We start from the raw sequence: 18654 nt of genomic DNA, 5'->3' as shown, positions 1-18654 counted from the left end.
CAGAAAGTAACCGGTAGCTAGCGAAGTATCAAAATCAGTTTTATATTCGATATAATACAACAGTTCAATTTTTATACAGGTTGATTGAACGGTTAAACACTTTCTTTACTATAATTTTTCAGGATTTTTTCTGAATGAACAAAGACATGGCAATATCAAATAATTGCGTTCCACTTGAACAAGACACAATCCATTCGACCTTGAAGCCACTTCACCTGAAGCAACCGGCGATGGAGAAGGAGGTACAAAACATATCAGGATGCGCCACGCTCTTCCGGCCAATGCAGGGCGACGCTGCACTGTGTGCACGCCGGTCTTGAAGAAATGCCTGATCCTGCGGCGGCGCGTATTGCAGTGGTTCCGCTTGAGAAAGCGCGAATGCGGGCATTTGAGCTGCACCCGAACTGACTTCACTTTTTCCGGCCGGATAGGCCCTTGAATTCGCCGGGCGCTGTTGTTTACTGCGCACTCTCGATCGTTGGCTTCGGACGCTTGAGGAGCGCTTCCTGGAGTGTGTTCAACAAGAACAAAAACCGTTTTCTGTCGAACAAAAGTTCACCCAGAACATAAATGACGCCTGCCAGCAAAACCGACAGGACAATATTTACGAACGCGCTGTCGGTCACATATTTCGCAGGGTCTGCGAGAAGCACGAGCGCCGTTAGGGCATTGCTCAAGCACACCGGAAACAGAACCTTGAAAAATGCCTGATACTGATAGTTCAGATAATTGACAAAAAATATGATCGTGAGCGTCAACGTTATCGAAGCAGCAATCAGCGTGCACAGGGCAACACCCTTGAGACCGTAGTTCACTCCAATCAGCAACGCGCTGATATTCAAGATCGTGCTCGCGGTCTCGATACCCATGAGCACATTTGCCTTTGCCTTGGCCAGGAGAACGCTTTTGAGGGCCTGTCTGAACGCGCCGATCAGCGCCGCGAAACCTATCAGGTAAAGGAAATCGACGATCGGGAGCCACTTGGCCCCAAAAAACACCAGCACGATTTTCTCGCCCATCGCAAAAATGACGACGACGATCGGTGTCATGACCAGCGCCAGGATGTGCAGGAAACTCAGATGTATGTGGGTAAACTTCTCTTCTTCGTTCTGAACGCGCGACAACACGGGAAACAACAGGCTTTGCAGCACGGCCGCAACATTGCGGTAAGGGTAGCTGATCAGCTGTTGCGCAAAATTGTAAAAGCCAAGCGCTTCGATGCCCAATGCAATCGAAATGATCGGCCTGTTGATGTTGGTCGAAAACAGAACCAGAATTTCCGAAACCGTCAGCTTCCATCCCGTCACCAGAAACTCGATGCATTTTTCAAAAGAAAAATGCCAGCGCGGCAACCATCGGCTCATGAAAAAATAAGACGCGCTTGCCGTCACGGCCAAGGTGATCTGTTGGCCCACCAGCGCCCAGATCCCGGCTCCCCAGAACGCCAGGCCGACGGCGACAGCGGCCCCGGCGATCGTGCCGATCACTTCCGCAAGCGCAATTTTTTTGAAATTCAATGCGCGTTCCAGAATGGCGCGGTGCGCGACACGAACCGTTGTTGCCGGAAAGATGATCGCGGAAACCTGCAACGGAAACGTGAGCTCGGGAGCTTCCAGGAAAATCGCGATCCATTCGGCGCTGACCACGATGAAAAGCGTCAGCGCGGCCGAGGCAACGAGATTGAACCAGAAAATCGTGCTCAATTCGTCGTCGTTTATTTCTTCCTTCTGGACTGCAACCGGCCCCAATCCGAATGAACCCAGCACGTTTGCGGCCAGTGCGATCGCAATGATGATCGCGATAACGCCGAACTCGGTCGGCGTCAGCAGCCTTGCAAGAACAAATACAGTCGCGAAGGTGGTCAGCATTCGCACGGCTTGGCCAATGCCGACCCACATTGCTCCTGAAACTACAAGTCGTTTCATTTTAATCTTTCGTACGCTTGGACGGGACTTCCACGAAAATGGAGTGAACCGAAATTTTTTGCGGAAGCCGATCCCAACTCATGCAGCCATGAGCCTGTCAGTCACGCTGTAACCGAACGTCCTGCGTGATTTGTCTACCATCAATGTGTTTATAAAGAGCATCTTGATAACACTCGCCTGTCATTGCGCATCCGGTCCGCTAAAAAAAGAACCTTGATCCGTACATTCGCCGTTGCCTGAAAAAGGGCATGCAATGCGATCTCCGTGCAACGAAAACCTATTTACTCTTTCGGCAAATTTGCCTTCACAAAACATCGCCGATCCAGGAAACCCACTTTTTTGCAAATGAAATAGAACATATAGTCGCGCCGGCCGGATCATTGTGTACGCAGTGGAGAAAACCAGCGAAACACATCCGATCGGCTCAAAGGGTGACAACGCGCCAATGCGTGTTTCCTCTTGTTGAATTTCCCGGGCTGGATATGCCAGCTTTGATTAATAAAGCTATTGTTTAATTGCGTATCGAATTCGAAAAAAGAATCACCAGGCAGATTATTTTCCTATAGCTGAAACGATAAAACCAACGGCTTAGACAACTCTCGAGGAGTAGTTCAATTTGACGGACCGGTCACTTGGCAACCAGGTCGAACGAGAAGACCACCAGTCTTCGCTCGGCGCTCAAAAAGTGCCGATTCTGGTGTTTCTGTTGCTTTCTCTGATGATTCTCGTTCCAATCGAGTTGTCCATTCGCGCCGGTAGTCTGTTCCTTCCGCTTTACAGGGCGCTCGCGTTCCTCCTCACGTTCTACGTCATCTTCAAATTTTTCGAGCAACGAAAACAGCTCAGGATCTTCGACAATCTCATTCTGATTCAAGGTTTCTGGTTTCTCGCTTGTGAAATCCTGAAGAGAGGAAGCGCAGGCTTCGAACCCGGTGTTTCGTATTTTGTCGAAACCGTTACACCTTATTTCGTCATACGTTTCCTGCTGAAGTCGCCGGGACAGCTGTTCGCCTTCCCAAATCTGGTTTTTATCCTGATGATCCCGGCGATACTTCTCGCCTTTCCCGAAGCGGTCATTTTGCAGGAGAGGTTCGTACACGACATCGCGAGAAGCATTTCAGGCTACTACTACTGGATCCAGGAAGACTACCGCCTCGGCATGCTGCGTGCCGCATCAATCTTCGAACATCCAATTCTGTACGGCCTTTTCTGTTCGTCGATGATCAGTCTGGTGTTTGCGACAGCGAAAACGAATGTCTCCGGCGTTTTCAAGTCGGCAGTGCTCGCTTTTGGCTGTATCCTGTCAGCCTCCTCCGCGCCCATCCTGACCATGATAATTCAGCTTGCATTTCTGGTGGGTGAACGCTGCTCGCGCTTCCTTCAGCATCGCGCGATGCTTTTGATCGGGTCATGCGCCTTTGTTTTCACGGCGCTTTCGTTCCTCAGCAATCGTGGTCCTATCGGCATCATCGCAACCAGCCTGGCGCTCAACCCTCAGTCCGGCTACTACCGTATTCACATCTGGGAAAACGGCATCGACGACGTCCTCGCAAACCCGTTCATAGGTATTCGGCCAGAAGAGTGGACGCGCCCCGGCTGGATGTCGCCCAGCATCGACAACAATTGGTTGCTCGTGGCGATGAAGGGTGGTTTTCCCGGGATCATCCTGATCTTGATGATCCTGTATCTGATCATGCGCAAGCTTTATGCTCACGACAAAGTAAGCCAGCGGCTGGATGGACTGCGGCAGGCCCTTTGCTTCACCTTCATTTCCCTGTTCCTGGCGGGAGCGACCGTTGCCTTCTTCGGAAAGATGTTGCCGTTCTTCTTCATTTTGCTCGGATACGGCGGTGCTGTGGCGCATTACATCATGTCGACCAGTGACCAGGACGTGACAAGTGCAGAAGACGAAGCGCCAGCCAAAAGGGTTCGACGGGCTCAATACACGCGCAAGCGATCAAAGCCGCAACTGACAAAAACATGATCACCGACACTACGGCTTGCTTGTCTTTCTGATGGGAATTTGTCTTTCATGAGCGATGCAGAACAAAGCGTTTCCGTTGTCATCCCCTGCTACAACAGAGAAAGCTCCGTTGAAAAGGCGATACACAGCGTGTTGTCGCAGGACTATCCGGACTTCGAAGTCATCGCCGTCGACGACCGCTCGACAGATGCGACGCTCGAGGTTTTGCGGTCAATCGAAGACCCCCGGCTTCAGGTGATCGTCAACGAGGGGCCAAAGGGGGCCGCCGGCGCGCGCAATGCTGGCGCAAAGCTGGCAAAATCTTCATGGGTGGCGTTTCAGGACAGCGACGACCTGTGGTATCCGAGCAAGCTCTCCAAACAGGTTGAAAAAGTCAAAGACAGCGATTTTGTGGCTGTTTATTGCGCGATGGATTGTTTTGAGGATGGCGTCCAGATCCTCCGGGTCCCCAACGACATCACCAGCCACCTTGAAGGAGATCTTGTCAGTTCGCTTCTGAGCGACAGTTTCATTTCAACACAGACGGTCATGATCCGCCGGGATGTGTTTGAAAAGATTGGCGGTATGGACCCGGAGTTCCGATCGCTGGATGATTGGGAAATGATGATCAGGGTATCGCTGGAAGGGCCAATCGCTTTTCTCGATGAAGTTCTTGTCGAACAGCACATGTCAAGCAACTCGATCACCCGCTCGTCCGAGAACCGGGTCAACGCTCAGATTCAGCTTCTGGGAAAGCACTCGGAACTCTGGAGCGCTTACCCCAAAGAACTGGCGCGCCACCATTACCGCGTCTCGGGCGGTCTTTTGGCCAACAAACGCTATCGCGAGGCCAGCAGCCATGCGAAAGAAGCGGCAAAACTGCAACCGTTCAACTGGCGGTACGTTTCGAAAGCCATAGCTTCAAGCATTTTTGCCAAGCTTCGAAAGGAAGCCCGCTAACTTCGCAAAGCAACCACTCACCAAAATTTCACCCTGAGAGGAACAGCAATTTGCTGCTCAGGTCTCCGAGTAACGAAATTAAGGACTTCCCGGGTAAGATCGCTTCGGCGATTTCATTCCTGAACAGACAAATTAGATGACAGACACTTATCCGACGCTCGAAATAATCATTGTGAGTTACAACACCGCCGACCTGACTTTGGATGCACTCAGGTCGGTATACGAAACCACGAAGGTCGCAAACTTCGAGGTGACCGTATTCGACAATGATTCAAGCGATGATTCCGCCAATTTGATTGCTCAGCAGTTCCCACAGGCAAAGCTCATTCGCTCCAAGGACAACATCGGCTTTGCCGCAGCGAACAACGAAGCGATCAAAACGACGAATTCCGAGTGGGTTTTACTGCTGAATCCTGACACGGTGTGCTTTGACGGTGCCATTGACAATCTGATGTCGTTTGCGCTGAGCCGGCCTGACGCAGGCATTTTTGGTGGCCGGACCGAGTTCAAGGACGGATCGCTCAATCCGACTTCCTGCTGGAGGTTCATGTCCCCGTGGTCCCTTTTCACCGGCGCAACGGGCCTGGCGCGCCTTTTCCCGAAATCCGATCTGATCAACAGGGAAGAATACGGCAAGTGGCAACGCGACCGCGTTCGCGAGGTCGAAATCGTGACGGGTTGCTTCTTTCTGACAACACGGAAACTCTGGGATCAGCTCGAAGGCTTCGACACCGACTTCTTCATGTATGCGGAAGAGGCTGACCTGTGTTATCGCGCCAACAAGCAAGGCGTCAGAGCACTCTTTACCCCCGACGCTTCCATCGTGCACTACGGCGGCGCTTCGGAGCCGGTGCGCTCAGACAAGATGGTTCGTCTTCTCAGAGCAAAGATGAGGTTTATCCGAAAGCACTGGTCTGACGGTCAGGTTGCTTTGGGCGTTTTGTTGTTCAAGCTGCACGTGAACGTCAGGCGGTCTGCGTATTTTGTGCTTTCACGGACCGGCAACAAGGCTTCGCATCGTGACTCCCTCGACGTCTGGACGTCGATCGCCAAACGTCAGAACGAATGGATTTCAGGGGAGTAACGCCTGAAACAAGGGCTCTCCTCAAGACCGCACCGTGCCGCCTTCCCGAAATCCATGTCCACCGCCGGAGCTTTGTCCGCGCCCCCGGCAAGTGTCTCAGGTCTTCATTCAAAACTTGTCCGGAACTTCCCGTCCGGTTCAATTGCTCCCTTGCCGTCAACAGCCGAGCCCGGAAGCGGAGCAAATGCGCGAAGGGCTTCGGCCAGTGTCGTTGGCGGAAACGGACCGGCAAACGCATCGCCATATGAAACGGCTCCACCTGAACCGGTCCTGTCCACGATGACGTTGCCGGACAACTCGAACGCGGCAGAGCGCTTGTTGTAGAGATTTATCGGTCCGGCGGTGATGTTGTTGCGAACAATGATCTTGCCGGCGGCCGACGATTGTCCAAGATTGAATGTCGGTTTCAGACGTTGTCCAACAGGATTCAACGGATCGTTTTCCAGGCAGGTATTGTACTCGATCACAACATTCTCGATCTTCGGTATCGTTATCCCATGGAGGGACTGACCGAGAAACAGGTTGCCCCTGAGCGCGCAATCCTTAAGTCCGGTTCCCGATGATCCGAACCAGGTCTGCTGGTCGTCTCCGTTGTGACGGCGTCCCACATCGCCCATGAAAATGGCGTTGTTCTCAATCGTGGTTTCGGTCAGCCAGCCGAAAACAAGCTGGAACCCGTCGCCGTGAGGGCCTGCCGCCTTGTTCCACCGCGCTCCGAATACGACGGTGCCTACATTGTCCTTGATGATCTTGGCGCCGTTTGCCGCCGGCTTCGATGTCCCGACCAGATTGTACAGATCGTAGTAGCAGTAGCTGGCCAAATTGCCTTGCAGGGAGCATTTCCCCTTCATCTTGAACGAACCGGGGATATGCAATCGCGAGAAGGTGTTGTTCTCGATCGTCAGGTTGCTCGTTGAAGACAATACACAGCCTGTCGGCAGATAGGCCTGTTCGTGCAAGCCGTACCAATCGAGTGATATATCCAGGTCGCGGCCGATAAAGTCGCAACCGACAACACCGATGTTCTTGGTCGACGTCACACCACCGTCGGAAATAAATGCGCCTGTGAAGTTTTTCTCTAGCACCGGCTGGTCCGTTTGCCGAAAGCTCAGGTTCTCGAACGTGATTCCGTCAGAGCCTTGAACCAGAAGACGCCAGTCCCAGAACTCGGCACGATTGTCCGGATCGGCACTTTTTACCGTAAGGTGTTTGCCGGAAAAGTCCCGCTTGAGCCAGGTCCGCTCATCCAGAAAACCGGGACCGGCATCGCCTGAGCGCAGGTCTTTGACCGCGCCTCCCCGGATTGAAATGGTCGAGGGGGTTGTCTGGTTGAGAACGTGGTCGACATTGGCTGCGTCGATTTCCGCACCATCGGCCTTACAGCTGAATGTCGCTGCTTCAATCTCGGGAATGCTGATCCTTTGGCCACTGTTCAAGAGGAGATCATAAGGAGCGGCGAGTTTCCCCTCGCCGGCCTCGGACACGACCAGGAAACCGTCCACGATCTCAAAGTGACCGGCCTCATTGCCACTCTCGATCGATTGGCCGTCGACCGGTACGCCGCCATGTCCGGCCTTTGTGCGCTCTCCAAATGTCACGACAATTTCCGAAGCGGATGAAATTGCCGTGCCTCGCAAGAAGACGCCAGCACTCAATGCAGCGCCGAGAAACTTGCGGCGCCCCATCGGCAGACCCAGCAGCACACCAAAACTCATCGGAAAAAAATCCCCCGGACAGCGGTTCACGGCAAAAGCCGGCACCGACCACTCAATTCAGATCCGTGAAATCCCGACCGTCACCCCGGAAGGCTAGGCCCGACATCACATGCGAAACTCCATTACTCTCGGGTACATAGTCGCAGCAATTCACCGCAATTCTCAATCGACTTCACCTATTTTCTGGTCAAGTCCTTCAAATACTTTCCGTATTCCGTTTTCCCGAACACTTCTGCATGTTCCAGAAGTTTCTCCCGGTCGATCCAGCCATTGTCATAGGCGATCTCTTCCGGGCAGCCCGACTGCATGCCCTGCCTGACGGAAAGTGTTCTGACGAAATTGCCGGCATCAAGCAGGGATTCGTGCGTCCCCGTGTCGAGCCAGGCGAAACCACGGCCCATGCGTTCCACCTTCAGCGCGTCTTCGCGCAGATACGTATCCAGCAACGAGACTATTTCCAGCTCGCCGCGCGGCGACGGCTTTACTTCGCGTGCGCGGCGCGGAGCATCGCCATCGAGAAAATAAAGGCCCGTTACAGCGTAGTTCGACGGCGGGACCGCCGGCTTTTCGATAATTTCTTCCGCAAGACCCGTGTCATTGAACTTCACGACGCCGTAGCGTTCCGGATCCGCGACGTGATATCCGAACACGGTCCCTCCCCGCTCGCGGCTGTCGGCCGCGGCGAGCACTTCCGGCAGGCCATGGCCAAAGAAGATGTTGTCGCCGAGAACCATTGTGGAAGGCGCTCCGTCCAGGAAATCCTCGGCTAGAATATAGGCCTGCGCAAGACCGTCGGGGGACGGCTGGACGATGTATTCAAACCGCATGCCCCACTGGCTGCCATCCTTGAGAAGCCGCTTGAACTGCGGCTGATCCTCCGGGGTCGTGATGATCGCAACTTCCCGGATGCCTGTCAGCATCAGAACGGACAGCGGATAGTAGATCATCGGCTTGTCGTATATCGGCATCAGCTGCTTGGAGACGGCCATTGTCAGCGGAAACAGCCGTGTACCGGATCCCCCTGCGAGAATAATGCCCTTGCGATTTGTCATGCGGTTTCACCCAGTTTTGCCAAAGTGTCTGCAACGCCTGCCTTCCAGTCGGGGCGATCCAGCCCGAATGCGGACAGCGACCTGCAATCCAGTCGGGAGTTCAAAGGACGCTTCGCCGGCGTCGGATAAGCCGTTGTCGGTATGTCCTCGACACTGACCTTTCGACCCGCCTGGCTAAAGATCTCGCGTGCGAAATCCGCCCAGCTCACATCAGGCGCTCCGGCAAAGTGGTAAGTGCCGGTCTTCGATGGTTCGTCCTTCAATACGCCCGCGATCGTCACGCAAGCTGCCGCGATTGCCGAGGCCGGCGTCGGCCCGCCGACCTGATCGGCAACAATGGTCAGACGGTCGCGCCTTTCAGAAAGCCGCAGCATGGTTTTGAGGAAATTCGCACCATGCGCGGAGAAAACCCAGCTGGTGCGCAGGATCGCATGGTTGGGGGCGATGTCCGCAATCGCCTTCTCGCCAGCCAGCTTCGTGCGCCCGTAAGCGCCGAGCGGCGCTGTCTTCCCGTCAGTCGGAAAGGGCTCGCCGCCGCTGCCATCGAACACATAGTCGGTCGAAATGTGAACCATCGGAATGTCAAGCCTGGCGGCTGACTGAGCCATCATCCGGGGAGCGTCCGCGTTTATTTTGAGTGCCAGATGTTCCTCGTCCTCGGCCTTGTCCACGGCCGTATAAGCGGCGGCATTGATGATCGCCTCCGGACCGATTTCCTCAATCGTCCGGCAAATATCCGCACCGGTCGAGAGGTCGGCCTGCCTGCGGCCCAGAAACACCGCGTCAGGCAGGCGCTCACGCAATTCGGTTGCCACCTGTCCGGAGGAACCAAAAACAAGGATCATGACTTGGCGTCCGTTTTCACGCCGAGCCTTTGACCAACACCTTTGCGGTCCTGCAAGGCCCGCCACCAGCTTTCATTGTTCAAATACCACTCAACGGTCTTTTCAAGGCCTTCCTCGACGTTCACGGACGGTTTCCATCCGAGTTCTTCACGAATGCGCGTCGGGTCGATCGCATAACGCATGTCGTGACCTGGCCGGTCGGTGACAAACGTGATCTGATCGGAATAGGAGCCGTCGGCCTTGGGACGCTTTTGATCGAGCAGATCGCAGATGGTCCTCACAAGGTCGATGTTCCGGCGCTCGTTTTCGCCGCCGACATTGTAGCTGCGTCCAGGCGCGCCCTTTTGAAGAACCAGCAGCAGCGCGTCCGCATGGTCTTCCACATAGAGCCAGTCACGCACATTCTCTCCCTTGCCGTAGACAGGGATCGGTTTGCCGGAAAGCGCATTGAGAATGACGACGGGAATCAGCTTTTCCGGGAAGTGAAACGGCCCGTAGTTGTTCGAGCAGTTGGTCAGAACAATCGGGAGCCCATAGGTCTCGTGCCACGCCATTACAAGATGGTCGGAGGCGGCCTTCGATGCGGAGTACGGACTGCGCGGGTCATAAGCGGTCGTTTCGGTAAACAGGCCTTCGGCTCCGAGCGATCCGAACACTTCATCGGTCGAGATCTGGTGAAACCGGAACGTTTCCGGCTTGCCGGCCTCCTGCCAGTAGGTCCTCGATGCCTCGAGCATGTTGAAGGTGCCGGTAATGTTGGTCTCGATGAAGTCGGAGGGACCGTCAATGGACCGGTCCACATGACTTTCCGCAGCAAGATGCATGACCGCGTCGGGGCGATGTTCGGCGAAGATCCGCTTCAATACATCCCGGTCGCGAATGTCCGCCTGCTCAAATGCATAAAGAGGGCTGTCAGCAACCATCGCGACATTGTCGAGGCACGCTGCGTAGGTGAGCGCGTCGAGATTGACAACGTTCAGGCCACGCTGAACCGCAAGTCGGATAACGGCCGAGCCAATGAAGCCCGCTCCTCCCGTAACAAGAATTTTCATCAAACCCTCAAACCTCAAAAGGTGTTTCGAATGCAGCCAAGGCAGGCGCCGCCGCATCCTTGTCAGACAGAACCGGCTCGATACCTTCAAGCGGCCAGTCAATGCCGCAACTGTCCCAACGAACCGCCCCGTCACATTCGGGGGCGTAGAAATCAGAACACTTGTAAATGATCTCGCTATCGGGTTCGAGCGTCATGAACCCGTGCAGGAATCCCACGGGCACGAACAACTGCTTCCCGTTCTCAAAACTGAGTTCTGTTCCAAACCAGTTTCCGTAGGTTGGTGAGCCCCGGCGGATATCGACGGCAACGTCGAAAATCCGTCCCCGTCCGCATCTGACAAGCTTTGCCTGCGCGTGTGGGGGCGCTTGAAAATGGAGCCCTCGCACGGTGCCCGTCACGGCGCTCAGGGAATGATTGTCCTGCACGAATTCCGCGCTTATCCCGGCATCTTCAAATGCTCTTTTGCTCCAGCTTTCAGAAAAGAAACCCCTGTTATCTCCAAACCGCCGCGGCGTGATCAGAAAAACACCAGGCAACCCGGTCTCTTCGACAATCATTTCAACCTCAAAACAGACTTGGCGGAGGAGGCATCAACAGCAGATACGTACCCCGCAAAATGCTCAATATATGCTGGCCAACCAACTTCAACGTGCTGATCGGGCAGATCAGCTTGCACCGGTCCTGGTACTTTATCGCGGCGACTATACTCATATCGGCGTAAGAAAACACAGGCTTTGTTCGACCTGTTGGATTTTTGGTAAATTCGACGAAAATCTTATCTAAACCCTTCCCGCCGCGAGATGCCGTCCAACGCGGGACCACGGTTGCCGCAATTGCCAACGCGCCTCCAGGGGTTCCTTTCGAAGCGCCCAACCGGGACGATGACCGGACTTTATGCCGCACACGGGCCGATGTGCGCTCGCGTCGATGGGAACATGCAACAGCGCCGGCAAGGTGCTCAAAACCAAATAGGCGCGCCGAATTCGCACCCACACAGCCGCAGAACGCCGGGCGCCGCTCGGCGCGTTGCAAGAAACTTGCACGAGGAGGAACCGCCTATCAGCCTGATTTTCCGATCAAAAATTTGTTCGCCCACTCAATCGGCATGAAAATTGAAGTTGCATCTCACCGCACATTCGATTAACGTCCGATTAACCAAATTTATGGGTACCACGGTTTTTTTTAGTGGTGGGCAATTTTACGAAGAAGCCTGATGTCCGCGTTTTAGCGAGCATTTACAATAAATAAGTAAGAGTTTTGAGAATGACAGACAATGTTTATGGTTTTCATAATACGGATCTGGGTCACGCAGTCGAAGGAAGGATTTCTTCTCAAACATCGAACGTCCTGAAACGCGGGTTGGACTTGTTCGGTGCGGTGTGCGGCCTTTTGCTGCTGGCACCTCTTTTCACCATTTTGGCGATCGCCATAAAACTGACCAGCAAGGGTCCTGTCCTGTTCAAGCAGGATCGGCACGGTCTTGGTGGAAGAACCTTCAAGGCCTACAAGTTCAGGTCGATGTATGTCGATCAATGCGATCAGTCAGGCGTCCGCCAGACGGTCAAGAACGATCCAAGGATCACACCGATCGGGCGTTTCCTGCGCCGAAGCAACTTTGATGAACTGCCGCAATTGTTTAACGTGCTGAAGGGTGAAATGTCGCTCGTCGGCCCGCGCCCGCATGTGCCCGGCATGCTTGCAAACGGTGTTAAATATGAGCAGTTCGATCCGCGCTACCAGCTGCGCCACCGCGTAAAGCCCGGCATCACGGGCCTCGCGCAGGTCAACGGTTTCCGCGGTGAGACCAGAACGGCCCATGCGGCCTCCATGCGCCTTTACTACGACCTCAAATACATTGAGGTCCGCTCCTTGTTTCTCGATGTGAGCATCATCGTGAACACGGTGATCCAGGAGTTTTTCAAGGGCAAGGGTTACTGACCCCGACATTGCCGCGCTGGCCCGGTTCCATCTGAGCCAACACGCTACCTGACGACGGAGCTGATGCGATGCATTGGCTCCGTTTTGGTTTCCGCAGAAGGAACAGCCCACATGCGCGCTTGCATGCGGGCCGTTCTGACAGCAGGAAACTGGACATTTGTGGAACCTGCCGGCGGAATGGACCAACGGCATTTCGCGCCCTAAATTGCATCTCGGAACGAGACTCTGACCTGAAACGCAGCGGGGCACTCCGGCTTGGTGAAACATTGTTTTAACCGCGAAAAAGGGCAGAGCATTGCGCCCCCGGCCAAGTTGTTCCCTCGCCTTAAGGGGAAGTTCCGAGCGTATATCCTTCGGGTTTTCACATTGTGCGCCTTTGCCACCGGTGCAATCGCCCAGGACAGCAACGACGCACGCGACTGGGTCGCACTTGCGATCGACCGTGTTTGCACCGATCCGGATATGAGCGGCCTGGCTGCGCAGAACGTGCTGCCCGGCAGTTGGCTGCTTGAGGAATCACAGCAGCCCGCAACCGGCACGCCCAACCGGGTATCGATGCGTTTCGCCCTGCCCGGGGGCGCAGAGCTCGCGCTTCAATTGCGACTGGCGAATGGCACCTTGCGCCAGTTTCGTGCCTCTGTGGCCGTGGAGAACGGTCAAAATACTGATTCGCGTTTCCTGGCAATTGCCGATGGCAGCTGCGTTGTGCGATCGGCGCGTGAAATCCGCGCGGGCAAGAAACCCTGGATCTTCCTTGATCAACTGGATGGCGACCTTCGGACGCTGCGCTGGACGGAAACGCTGCAGGCGCCCTGGCCACCGGGCGCGGACCCCGGCGGCGTGCGCATCGGACTGGTCGATTCAGGTCTTGCCTACGACCTTCCCGTCTTCAGCGACAGGCTCGCCCGTCGGCAAGACGGGACGCCCGTCGGGTACGATTTCTGGAACCTTGATGCGTGGCCGTATGACGGCGATACATCGCGCGGGGCCTTTCTTCCGATCCGTCATGGAACCGCCGTGGCCTCCATTGTTGCGCGGGAAGCGCCGGACGCTGCACTCGTTCCCTATCGCTATCCGCGGCCGGACATGACGCGCATGGCGGACCTGGTCGGACATGCCATTGAAAATGGTGTCAAGATCCTCGCCATGCCGCTTGGCAGCCGAAAGGCAAGCGATTGGGAGGCGTTTGCTTCGGCGCTCGAGGGCCAGGATATTCTGGCGATCGTATCGGCGGGGAACGACGGGCGCGATATCGACGCGACCCCTGTCTATCCGGCCGCACTGAACCTTGACAACATCCTGACAGTCACATCGGCGGATGCGTTCGGGCGCCTGGCGCAAGGATCCAACTGGGGCGCCACAAGCGTTGACCTCATGGTGCCGGCAGAGAACATGGACGTGACGGATTTTCGCGGCGCATCGGGAGTTGCCTCCGGATCAAGCTATGCGGTCCCGCGTCTTGCCGCCCTCGCCGCCCGTTTGCTTGAAAGGGAGCCGGATCTCACGGCGTTGGACCTGAAAGGCCGGATCCTTGACCGCGCCGTCCCGTCTCCCTTCGAGCAAGAGCGGTCCGTTTCCGCCGGCTGGATTCCCGACCCGGAAGCCGATTGAGGTATCAGCGGCGCGCCGGCCTCGGGGGCGCGGCATCAATGAAACGCCGTGCAGCCTGCGCCTGCCTGGGATCGGCCTTAAGCAGCGCCTGGTAGCCCTCCTCGGCAAGTGCCGGATCACCGCCCCACACGCCAGACTGGATGGAAAAGCGTAGCGCCTGCGGATCATCGGGCGCTGCCGCCATCAGCCAGCGGGCATGTTCGGTCATTTCTTCGAACCGTGCGCCCAGTTGAAGGGACACAAGCAGGGACAGTCTTGAATTGATGGAGTTGGGGACTTGTTGAACCGCCTGCCGATGCATATCCACCGCCGCGTCGAAGTCGCCGGACTGTGCCAGTACACGCCCTGCTTCCAGCAACTGGCCGTGATTTGAGGATCGCGCGCAGGCTTGCGAAACCTGACCTGTCTGTTCCGCCCGGTCCTGGGCATTTGCCACGGCTTCGATGGCTGCCGCGCAGGCAACGAAATTCTTGCCCAGCCGCCTGGTTATTCTGTCTGCTTCCGGATCTTCCATTTGACGCAACAGTTCTTCAACCGCGGAAACCGGGATTGCTTCGAAACGCTTGTCGCCACCGCCGACGGCAATTCCCGTCAACCGGCCGTCTTCACCGACAAGCGCGCCCCCGCTGACGCCGGGCTGCATATGCGCCCTGACGTGCAGCCGGCCGAGCTCCGCCCCTTCCGCAGGCGGCATGATCAGATCCCCCGGTTCGAACACCCTGATCTCACGGCGCGCCACATCCGCGCCGACCGCAAAATAAAGGTCTGTCGCCGACCCTTGCGTATCCGGTTCCAGGATCGCGGCATCCGCCGGCAACCCTTCCACTTTCAGCAAGACCAGGTCGCCTTCAAAGGCAGACGGGACGATCTTCGCGGTTTTCGGTCCTTCAGGTGTGTGCACCGTCGCCTCCAGGCGGTCGCCGAGCACATGCCTGTTGGTGACCAGAAGATCGCCGGAAATGCGCGTTGCACTTGCAACCGGGTCGTAAGCGGAAATCGGGAAGACGGCCTGGCGCTGGCGGCAAACGGCTTCGGGATGCGGGCACTCTGGATCGACCGGCCCGGAAACCGTTTCATCCGTCTTGGGTTCGGTTCCGAACGAAAGACTGACGGGAGTCCGGACCCCTCTTCTTTGAACGACAACCGGTACGCTCTCGGTTTCAGCGGGCAACAGGGCCAACGCCGTCACGGCATCCCTTGGCGTTTGAATGCGCCGTTCTCCAATCTGAAGGACAAGATCGCCAGCCTCTATCCCCGACGTTTCTGCGGGTCCGCCAGGCTGAACGAACCGCACTTCGGGAGCCGCGATTTCGGCAAGTTGCGCGCGGTCGGCGAACTCGAGACGCCAGCCGGCCGCCAGGTATTCAACCTCTCCCTTTGATGCCAGGGCATCAACCACCCGATTGAGCAACGCGTTGGAAACGGCAAAGTTGACACCGATATTCGCATCCGCATCGGACGCGAAAATGGCTGAAACCAAACCGATCAACCGCCCGTCCATGTCGATCAAGGCACCGCCCGACGTTCCCGGATTGATTGCCGCATCGGTCTGAACGAAGTCTTCCACCGGATTGAAGCCCGCATTGGTGATGCCTTTTGCCGACACGACACCACAGGTAACCGACAGTCCGAGACCGAAGGAGTTTCCAATCGCACACGCCGGCTGGGCAAGGCCCGGACTTGGAGCAAATTCGATCGGCGTCAGTCCGGCGTCAACACCCAGGAGCGCGATGTCGCTTGCCGTGTCACCGGCGATCAGGCGCGCGGGCAGGATTCTGCCGTCGGACAGACGTATGTCGATCCGCTCGGCCGGTTCAACAACGTGATAGGCCGTGGCGATCAGGTCCGGACGCACAACCACACCGCTGCCCTCAGGTGCCGCTCCCGGACGGGCACCGGCACCGCCCTGCTGCTGGCCGGGCCAGACCGGCAGAACCGACACGACATGTTCAAATGCACCCTCCGGCGACGCCTGCGCCGGTAGGGGGCTTGAAAGCAGCACGGCCAGAAAACCAGCAATGGTCGAAAAACGGCAGATCAGATGCATCGGTTTGTTCCGCAAGTAAAGGCGCGCTGGAGGCTTAAGGCTCACTCGGGTCCGCCCCCGACAATTCATTCAGACTGCACCGCAATATCAACCAGGTTCCGCTCGCCTGGCGTTGCAGCACGTTCAAAGAGGTTCCCTGGCCTTCGTTGCCTTCACTGAAATGCGCAAGACACCAGCCGAGATCACCCGAACTGCCCGCACTCACCACCTTGATGTTCTTGGTTCCGGCGGCGTCGTCGAACCACTCCAGATGAGTAGCTTCGATGGCAGGCCGCCCGACAGCCGGCGGGCCATAGGGAGAAAAAAGTTCCGCATCGGACGCGAACAGCGCTGCGCAACCCGATGCATCTGCGGCCCGATACCGGGCCACATATGTGTTGAACAATGACTGAAAATCCTCTTCTTCCGGCATCGTTCCTTCCTTCGCCTGCAAGGAGACTATCGCGGTTCAGGGCAGCAGCGGCAAGACCCAATCACTTTCGCCGGAAGGCAAAAAAGACCCAAACTTTTTTCAGCGCTGCCGATCTCGTGGAGCCGGACATCGCCATGGGTTAATGCCGCCATGCGCCCGAACGGGTGATGCGCCCTCCGGTATTCCGGGCTGCGAAAGTCGACCGGTTGAGGGAACGCGCTTGCGCGTGGACGTTTGCCCCCAGTGACCGGAATTGATTACCCTCGTGCGAGAACCATGGCAGGAAAGAACCCGAATGTTTAGATTGCCGGGTTGCAGCGGCACGCTGGCAGCGCTGCCTTTCCTCGCCCAGCTCGCGGAGAAGTATCATGTTCAAGCGTATCATGGCGCCGGTTGATCTGGCGCATGTCGAAAAACTGGGTGCCGCACTCGAATGCGCCGGTGATCTTGCCAAACACTACAACGTTCCCGTTGTCTATGTGGGCGTCACCTCGTCCCAACCCAGTGAAGTGGCGCACAATCCGGAAGAGTTTGCGCGGAAACTCGGCGAATTTGCCGCGGCAGAAGCAGCCAGGTTCGGCATCGAAACATCGGCCCATTCCACAATCGCGCATGACCCCACGCTTGATATCGACGATACACTGATGCGCGCAATCGACGAAACCGGCTCCGATCTCGTCATCATAGCAAGCCATGTGCCCCACCTGATTGACCATTTCTGGCCGTCGATTGGAGGAAAACTCGCCAGGTATGCGAAGTGTTCGGTGATGGTTGTGCGCATGTGAGCAGCACATAGCCGCAGGCAGGACCGTTCAGATTTTCGGCGATTTCGCCTGCGGACTGTTCCTGATCCACGCACGCCAGCACGATCGAAAGCCGAGTTGAATCCGGGAGCAGGCCGAATGTGTCGGCCAATTCAGACGTCTGGGTCGGCTGCAGATCCACGCTCAAAACAATTGGACAATTAAATGACTGTTGAAATGGTCGCCCAGACCATTTGTCATTTCTGTTTCTCACCGGCACTGTCGGCAAACCGTCAAAGCATGAACGCGCTCAACCTATTCCGGATTGCCTTTCGCTAACCGCCCCAGACCACGGAGTCCTCGTGACGCTTGATGAGCAGGCGGAGGGCATTGAAGCCGTCGGCGATGTGCCTGGCGTATTTGTCAACGGCCGGCAGATAGGGGGCATCAGCAAGGCGCAGGATGCCGAGCGCCCGGTCCGGATGCGGGATCTGGAACGGCAGCGCGGTCATGGTCCGCTCCTTGCGATACGCAAAGACGACGCTGTGCGGCAACACCGTCAGGGCATTGGTGCGGGTCATGTAGTTGATCACGCTGGCAAGCGAACCACCTGAATACCGAACCTTGATCTCGGTGGCTCCGAGCGAAAGCAGGATCGAATGAAGATCGGCGTAGAGCGGGCTGCCGGGCGGTGGTGCAATCCATGGATATTCGAGCAATTCCTGCGCCCCGGTCCGGCGATTGTCCAGAAGCGGATGCAGGGCACTGCAGGCAACGACATTCCGCCCTGGAAGGATTTCGTCGAACACAAGGCCCGATCCCTCCCCGAGGATGTCGATCGGGCAGATCGCGAGATCTATACGATCCGCATGAATGGCTTCGCGCAAGTCCCGGACATAGCCATAGCTCTGATCGACCCTGATCTCCGGAAAACTGTTCTGGAATTCTGCCGTCATGCTGGAAATGAGCGCATCCATGAAGAACGGCGTTCCGCCAACCCGCACGGTCCCAGCCTTGCCTTCCTGGAAGTTCTGAACCGTTTCCGAGGCCTTCCGGGACGCGGACAGCATCACCATCCCCTGATCGGCCAGGGCCTGGGCCAGAGGGGTCGGCAGCAACGGCCGCTGCCCTTTCTGGAACAGCGGTTCCCCGAGACGCTTCTCCAGCGAGGACAGGGTGCGCGAGACCGCCGGCTGGGTCATGCCGAGCAATTCGGCCCCTTCCGTCACGCTGCCGGTCTGAACGACGGCAGCAAGTTGAATTAGATGTCGCTCATCAAGTTTCATAGCAATCTGTTATAAAACC

The 18654-nt window shown here is 56.5% G+C and carries 15 protein-coding genes; 6 read left to right on the top strand and 9 right to left on the bottom strand.

All coding sequences use genetic code 11. The features are described 5' to 3' along the window. Positions 1 to 458: 458 nt before the first annotated feature. The gene (locus RBB49_RS23750; RefSeq protein WP_306145395.1) at positions 459 to 1925 is read right to left on the bottom strand and encodes a lipopolysaccharide biosynthesis protein; all 1467 of its coding nucleotides are present in this window, start codon (positions 1923 to 1925) and stop codon (positions 459 to 461) included. A gap of 616 nt (positions 1926 to 2541) precedes the next feature. Between RBB49_RS23750 and RBB49_RS23745 the strand changes: the two genes are divergently transcribed. The 3 genes from RBB49_RS23745 (at position 2542) to RBB49_RS23735 (ending at position 5932) form a co-directional block, all read left to right on the top strand. After that, a complete protein-coding gene (locus tag RBB49_RS23745; protein WP_306145394.1) occupies positions 2542 to 3909 on the top strand; it encodes an O-antigen ligase family protein in 1368 nt (455 codons plus the stop codon). A gap of 48 nt (positions 3910 to 3957) precedes the next feature. Further along, on the top strand, positions 3958 to 4848 hold the full coding sequence (locus tag RBB49_RS23740) for a glycosyltransferase (RefSeq protein ID WP_306145393.1): 891 nt from the start codon (positions 3958 to 3960) through the stop codon (positions 4846 to 4848). Positions 4849 to 4984: 136 nt separating this feature from the next. After that, positions 4985 to 5932, top strand: coding sequence for a glycosyltransferase family 2 protein (locus tag RBB49_RS23735; RefSeq protein WP_306145392.1), 948 nt, complete (start codon positions 4985 to 4987; stop codon positions 5930 to 5932). Between the two features lie 104 nt (positions 5933 to 6036). Here the strand turns inward: RBB49_RS23735 and RBB49_RS23730 are convergent, their stop codons facing one another. The 5 genes from RBB49_RS23730 to rfbC form a co-directional block, all read right to left on the bottom strand. After that, positions 6037 to 7647, bottom strand: a complete 1611-nt coding sequence (locus RBB49_RS23730) for a hypothetical protein (protein WP_306145391.1) — start codon at positions 7645 to 7647, stop codon at positions 6037 to 6039. A gap of 176 nt (positions 7648 to 7823) precedes the next feature. Then, positions 7824 to 8699, bottom strand: coding sequence for a glucose-1-phosphate thymidylyltransferase RfbA (gene rfbA / locus RBB49_RS23725; protein WP_306145390.1), 876 nt, complete (start codon positions 8697 to 8699; stop codon positions 7824 to 7826). After that, positions 8696 to 9544 (bottom strand): dTDP-4-dehydrorhamnose reductase, encoded by an 849-nt coding sequence (gene rfbD, locus RBB49_RS23720; protein ID WP_306145389.1) that lies wholly within the window; start codon positions 9542 to 9544, stop codon positions 8696 to 8698. Before rfbD ends, rfbA begins: the two co-directional genes overlap by 4 nt. Beyond that, positions 9541 to 10596 (bottom strand): dTDP-glucose 4,6-dehydratase, encoded by a 1056-nt coding sequence (gene rfbB / locus RBB49_RS23715; protein ID WP_306145388.1) that lies wholly within the window; start codon positions 10594 to 10596, stop codon positions 9541 to 9543. Before rfbB ends, rfbD begins: the two co-directional genes overlap by 4 nt. 7 nt (positions 10597 to 10603) lie before the next feature. Then, complete coding sequence (gene rfbC, locus RBB49_RS23710) at positions 10604 to 11155, bottom strand: dTDP-4-dehydrorhamnose 3,5-epimerase (RefSeq protein WP_306145387.1); 552 nt, start codon at positions 11153 to 11155, stop codon at positions 10604 to 10606. A gap of 706 nt (positions 11156 to 11861) precedes the next feature. On the opposite strand from rfbC, the gene RBB49_RS23705 reads away from it, so the two are divergent. After that, positions 11862 to 12536, top strand: coding sequence for an exopolysaccharide biosynthesis polyprenyl glycosylphosphotransferase (locus tag RBB49_RS23705; protein WP_306145386.1), 675 nt, complete (start codon positions 11862 to 11864; stop codon positions 12534 to 12536). Positions 12537 to 12902: 366 nt separating this feature from the next. Continuing rightward, complete coding sequence (locus tag RBB49_RS23700) at positions 12903 to 14147, top strand: S8 family serine peptidase (RefSeq protein WP_306145385.1); 1245 nt, start codon at positions 12903 to 12905, stop codon at positions 14145 to 14147. Positions 14148 to 14151: 4 nt separating this feature from the next. On the opposite strand, the gene RBB49_RS23695 is transcribed toward RBB49_RS23700, so the two are convergent. After that, entirely contained in the window at positions 14152 to 16194 is a 2043-nt protein-coding gene (locus RBB49_RS23695) for a trypsin-like peptidase domain-containing protein (RefSeq protein ID WP_306145384.1), read from the bottom strand. A gap of 34 nt (positions 16195 to 16228) precedes the next feature. Further along, positions 16229 to 16606, bottom strand: coding sequence for a nuclear transport factor 2 family protein (locus RBB49_RS23690; protein WP_306145383.1), 378 nt, complete (start codon positions 16604 to 16606; stop codon positions 16229 to 16231). 368 nt (positions 16607 to 16974) lie between these two features. On the opposite strand from RBB49_RS23690, the gene RBB49_RS23685 reads away from it, so the two are divergent. After that, positions 16975 to 17391: a universal stress protein gene (locus RBB49_RS23685; RefSeq protein WP_306145382.1), complete on the top strand. Its 417-nt coding sequence runs from the start codon at positions 16975 to 16977 to the stop codon at positions 17389 to 17391. Positions 17392 to 17684: 293 nt separating this feature from the next. Here the strand turns inward: RBB49_RS23685 and RBB49_RS23680 are convergent, their stop codons facing one another. Next, complete coding sequence (locus tag RBB49_RS23680; protein ID WP_306145381.1) at positions 17685 to 18635, bottom strand: LysR family transcriptional regulator; 951 nt, start codon at positions 18633 to 18635, stop codon at positions 17685 to 17687. Positions 18636 to 18654: the final 19 nt, after the last annotated feature.

Origin of the sequence: Roseibium sp. MMSF_3412, assembly GCF_030733265.1 — a bacterium.
GTDB lineage: Bacteria > Pseudomonadota > Alphaproteobacteria > Rhizobiales > Stappiaceae > Roseibium.
This window is presented reverse-complemented; position numbering and strand designations above follow the sequence as displayed.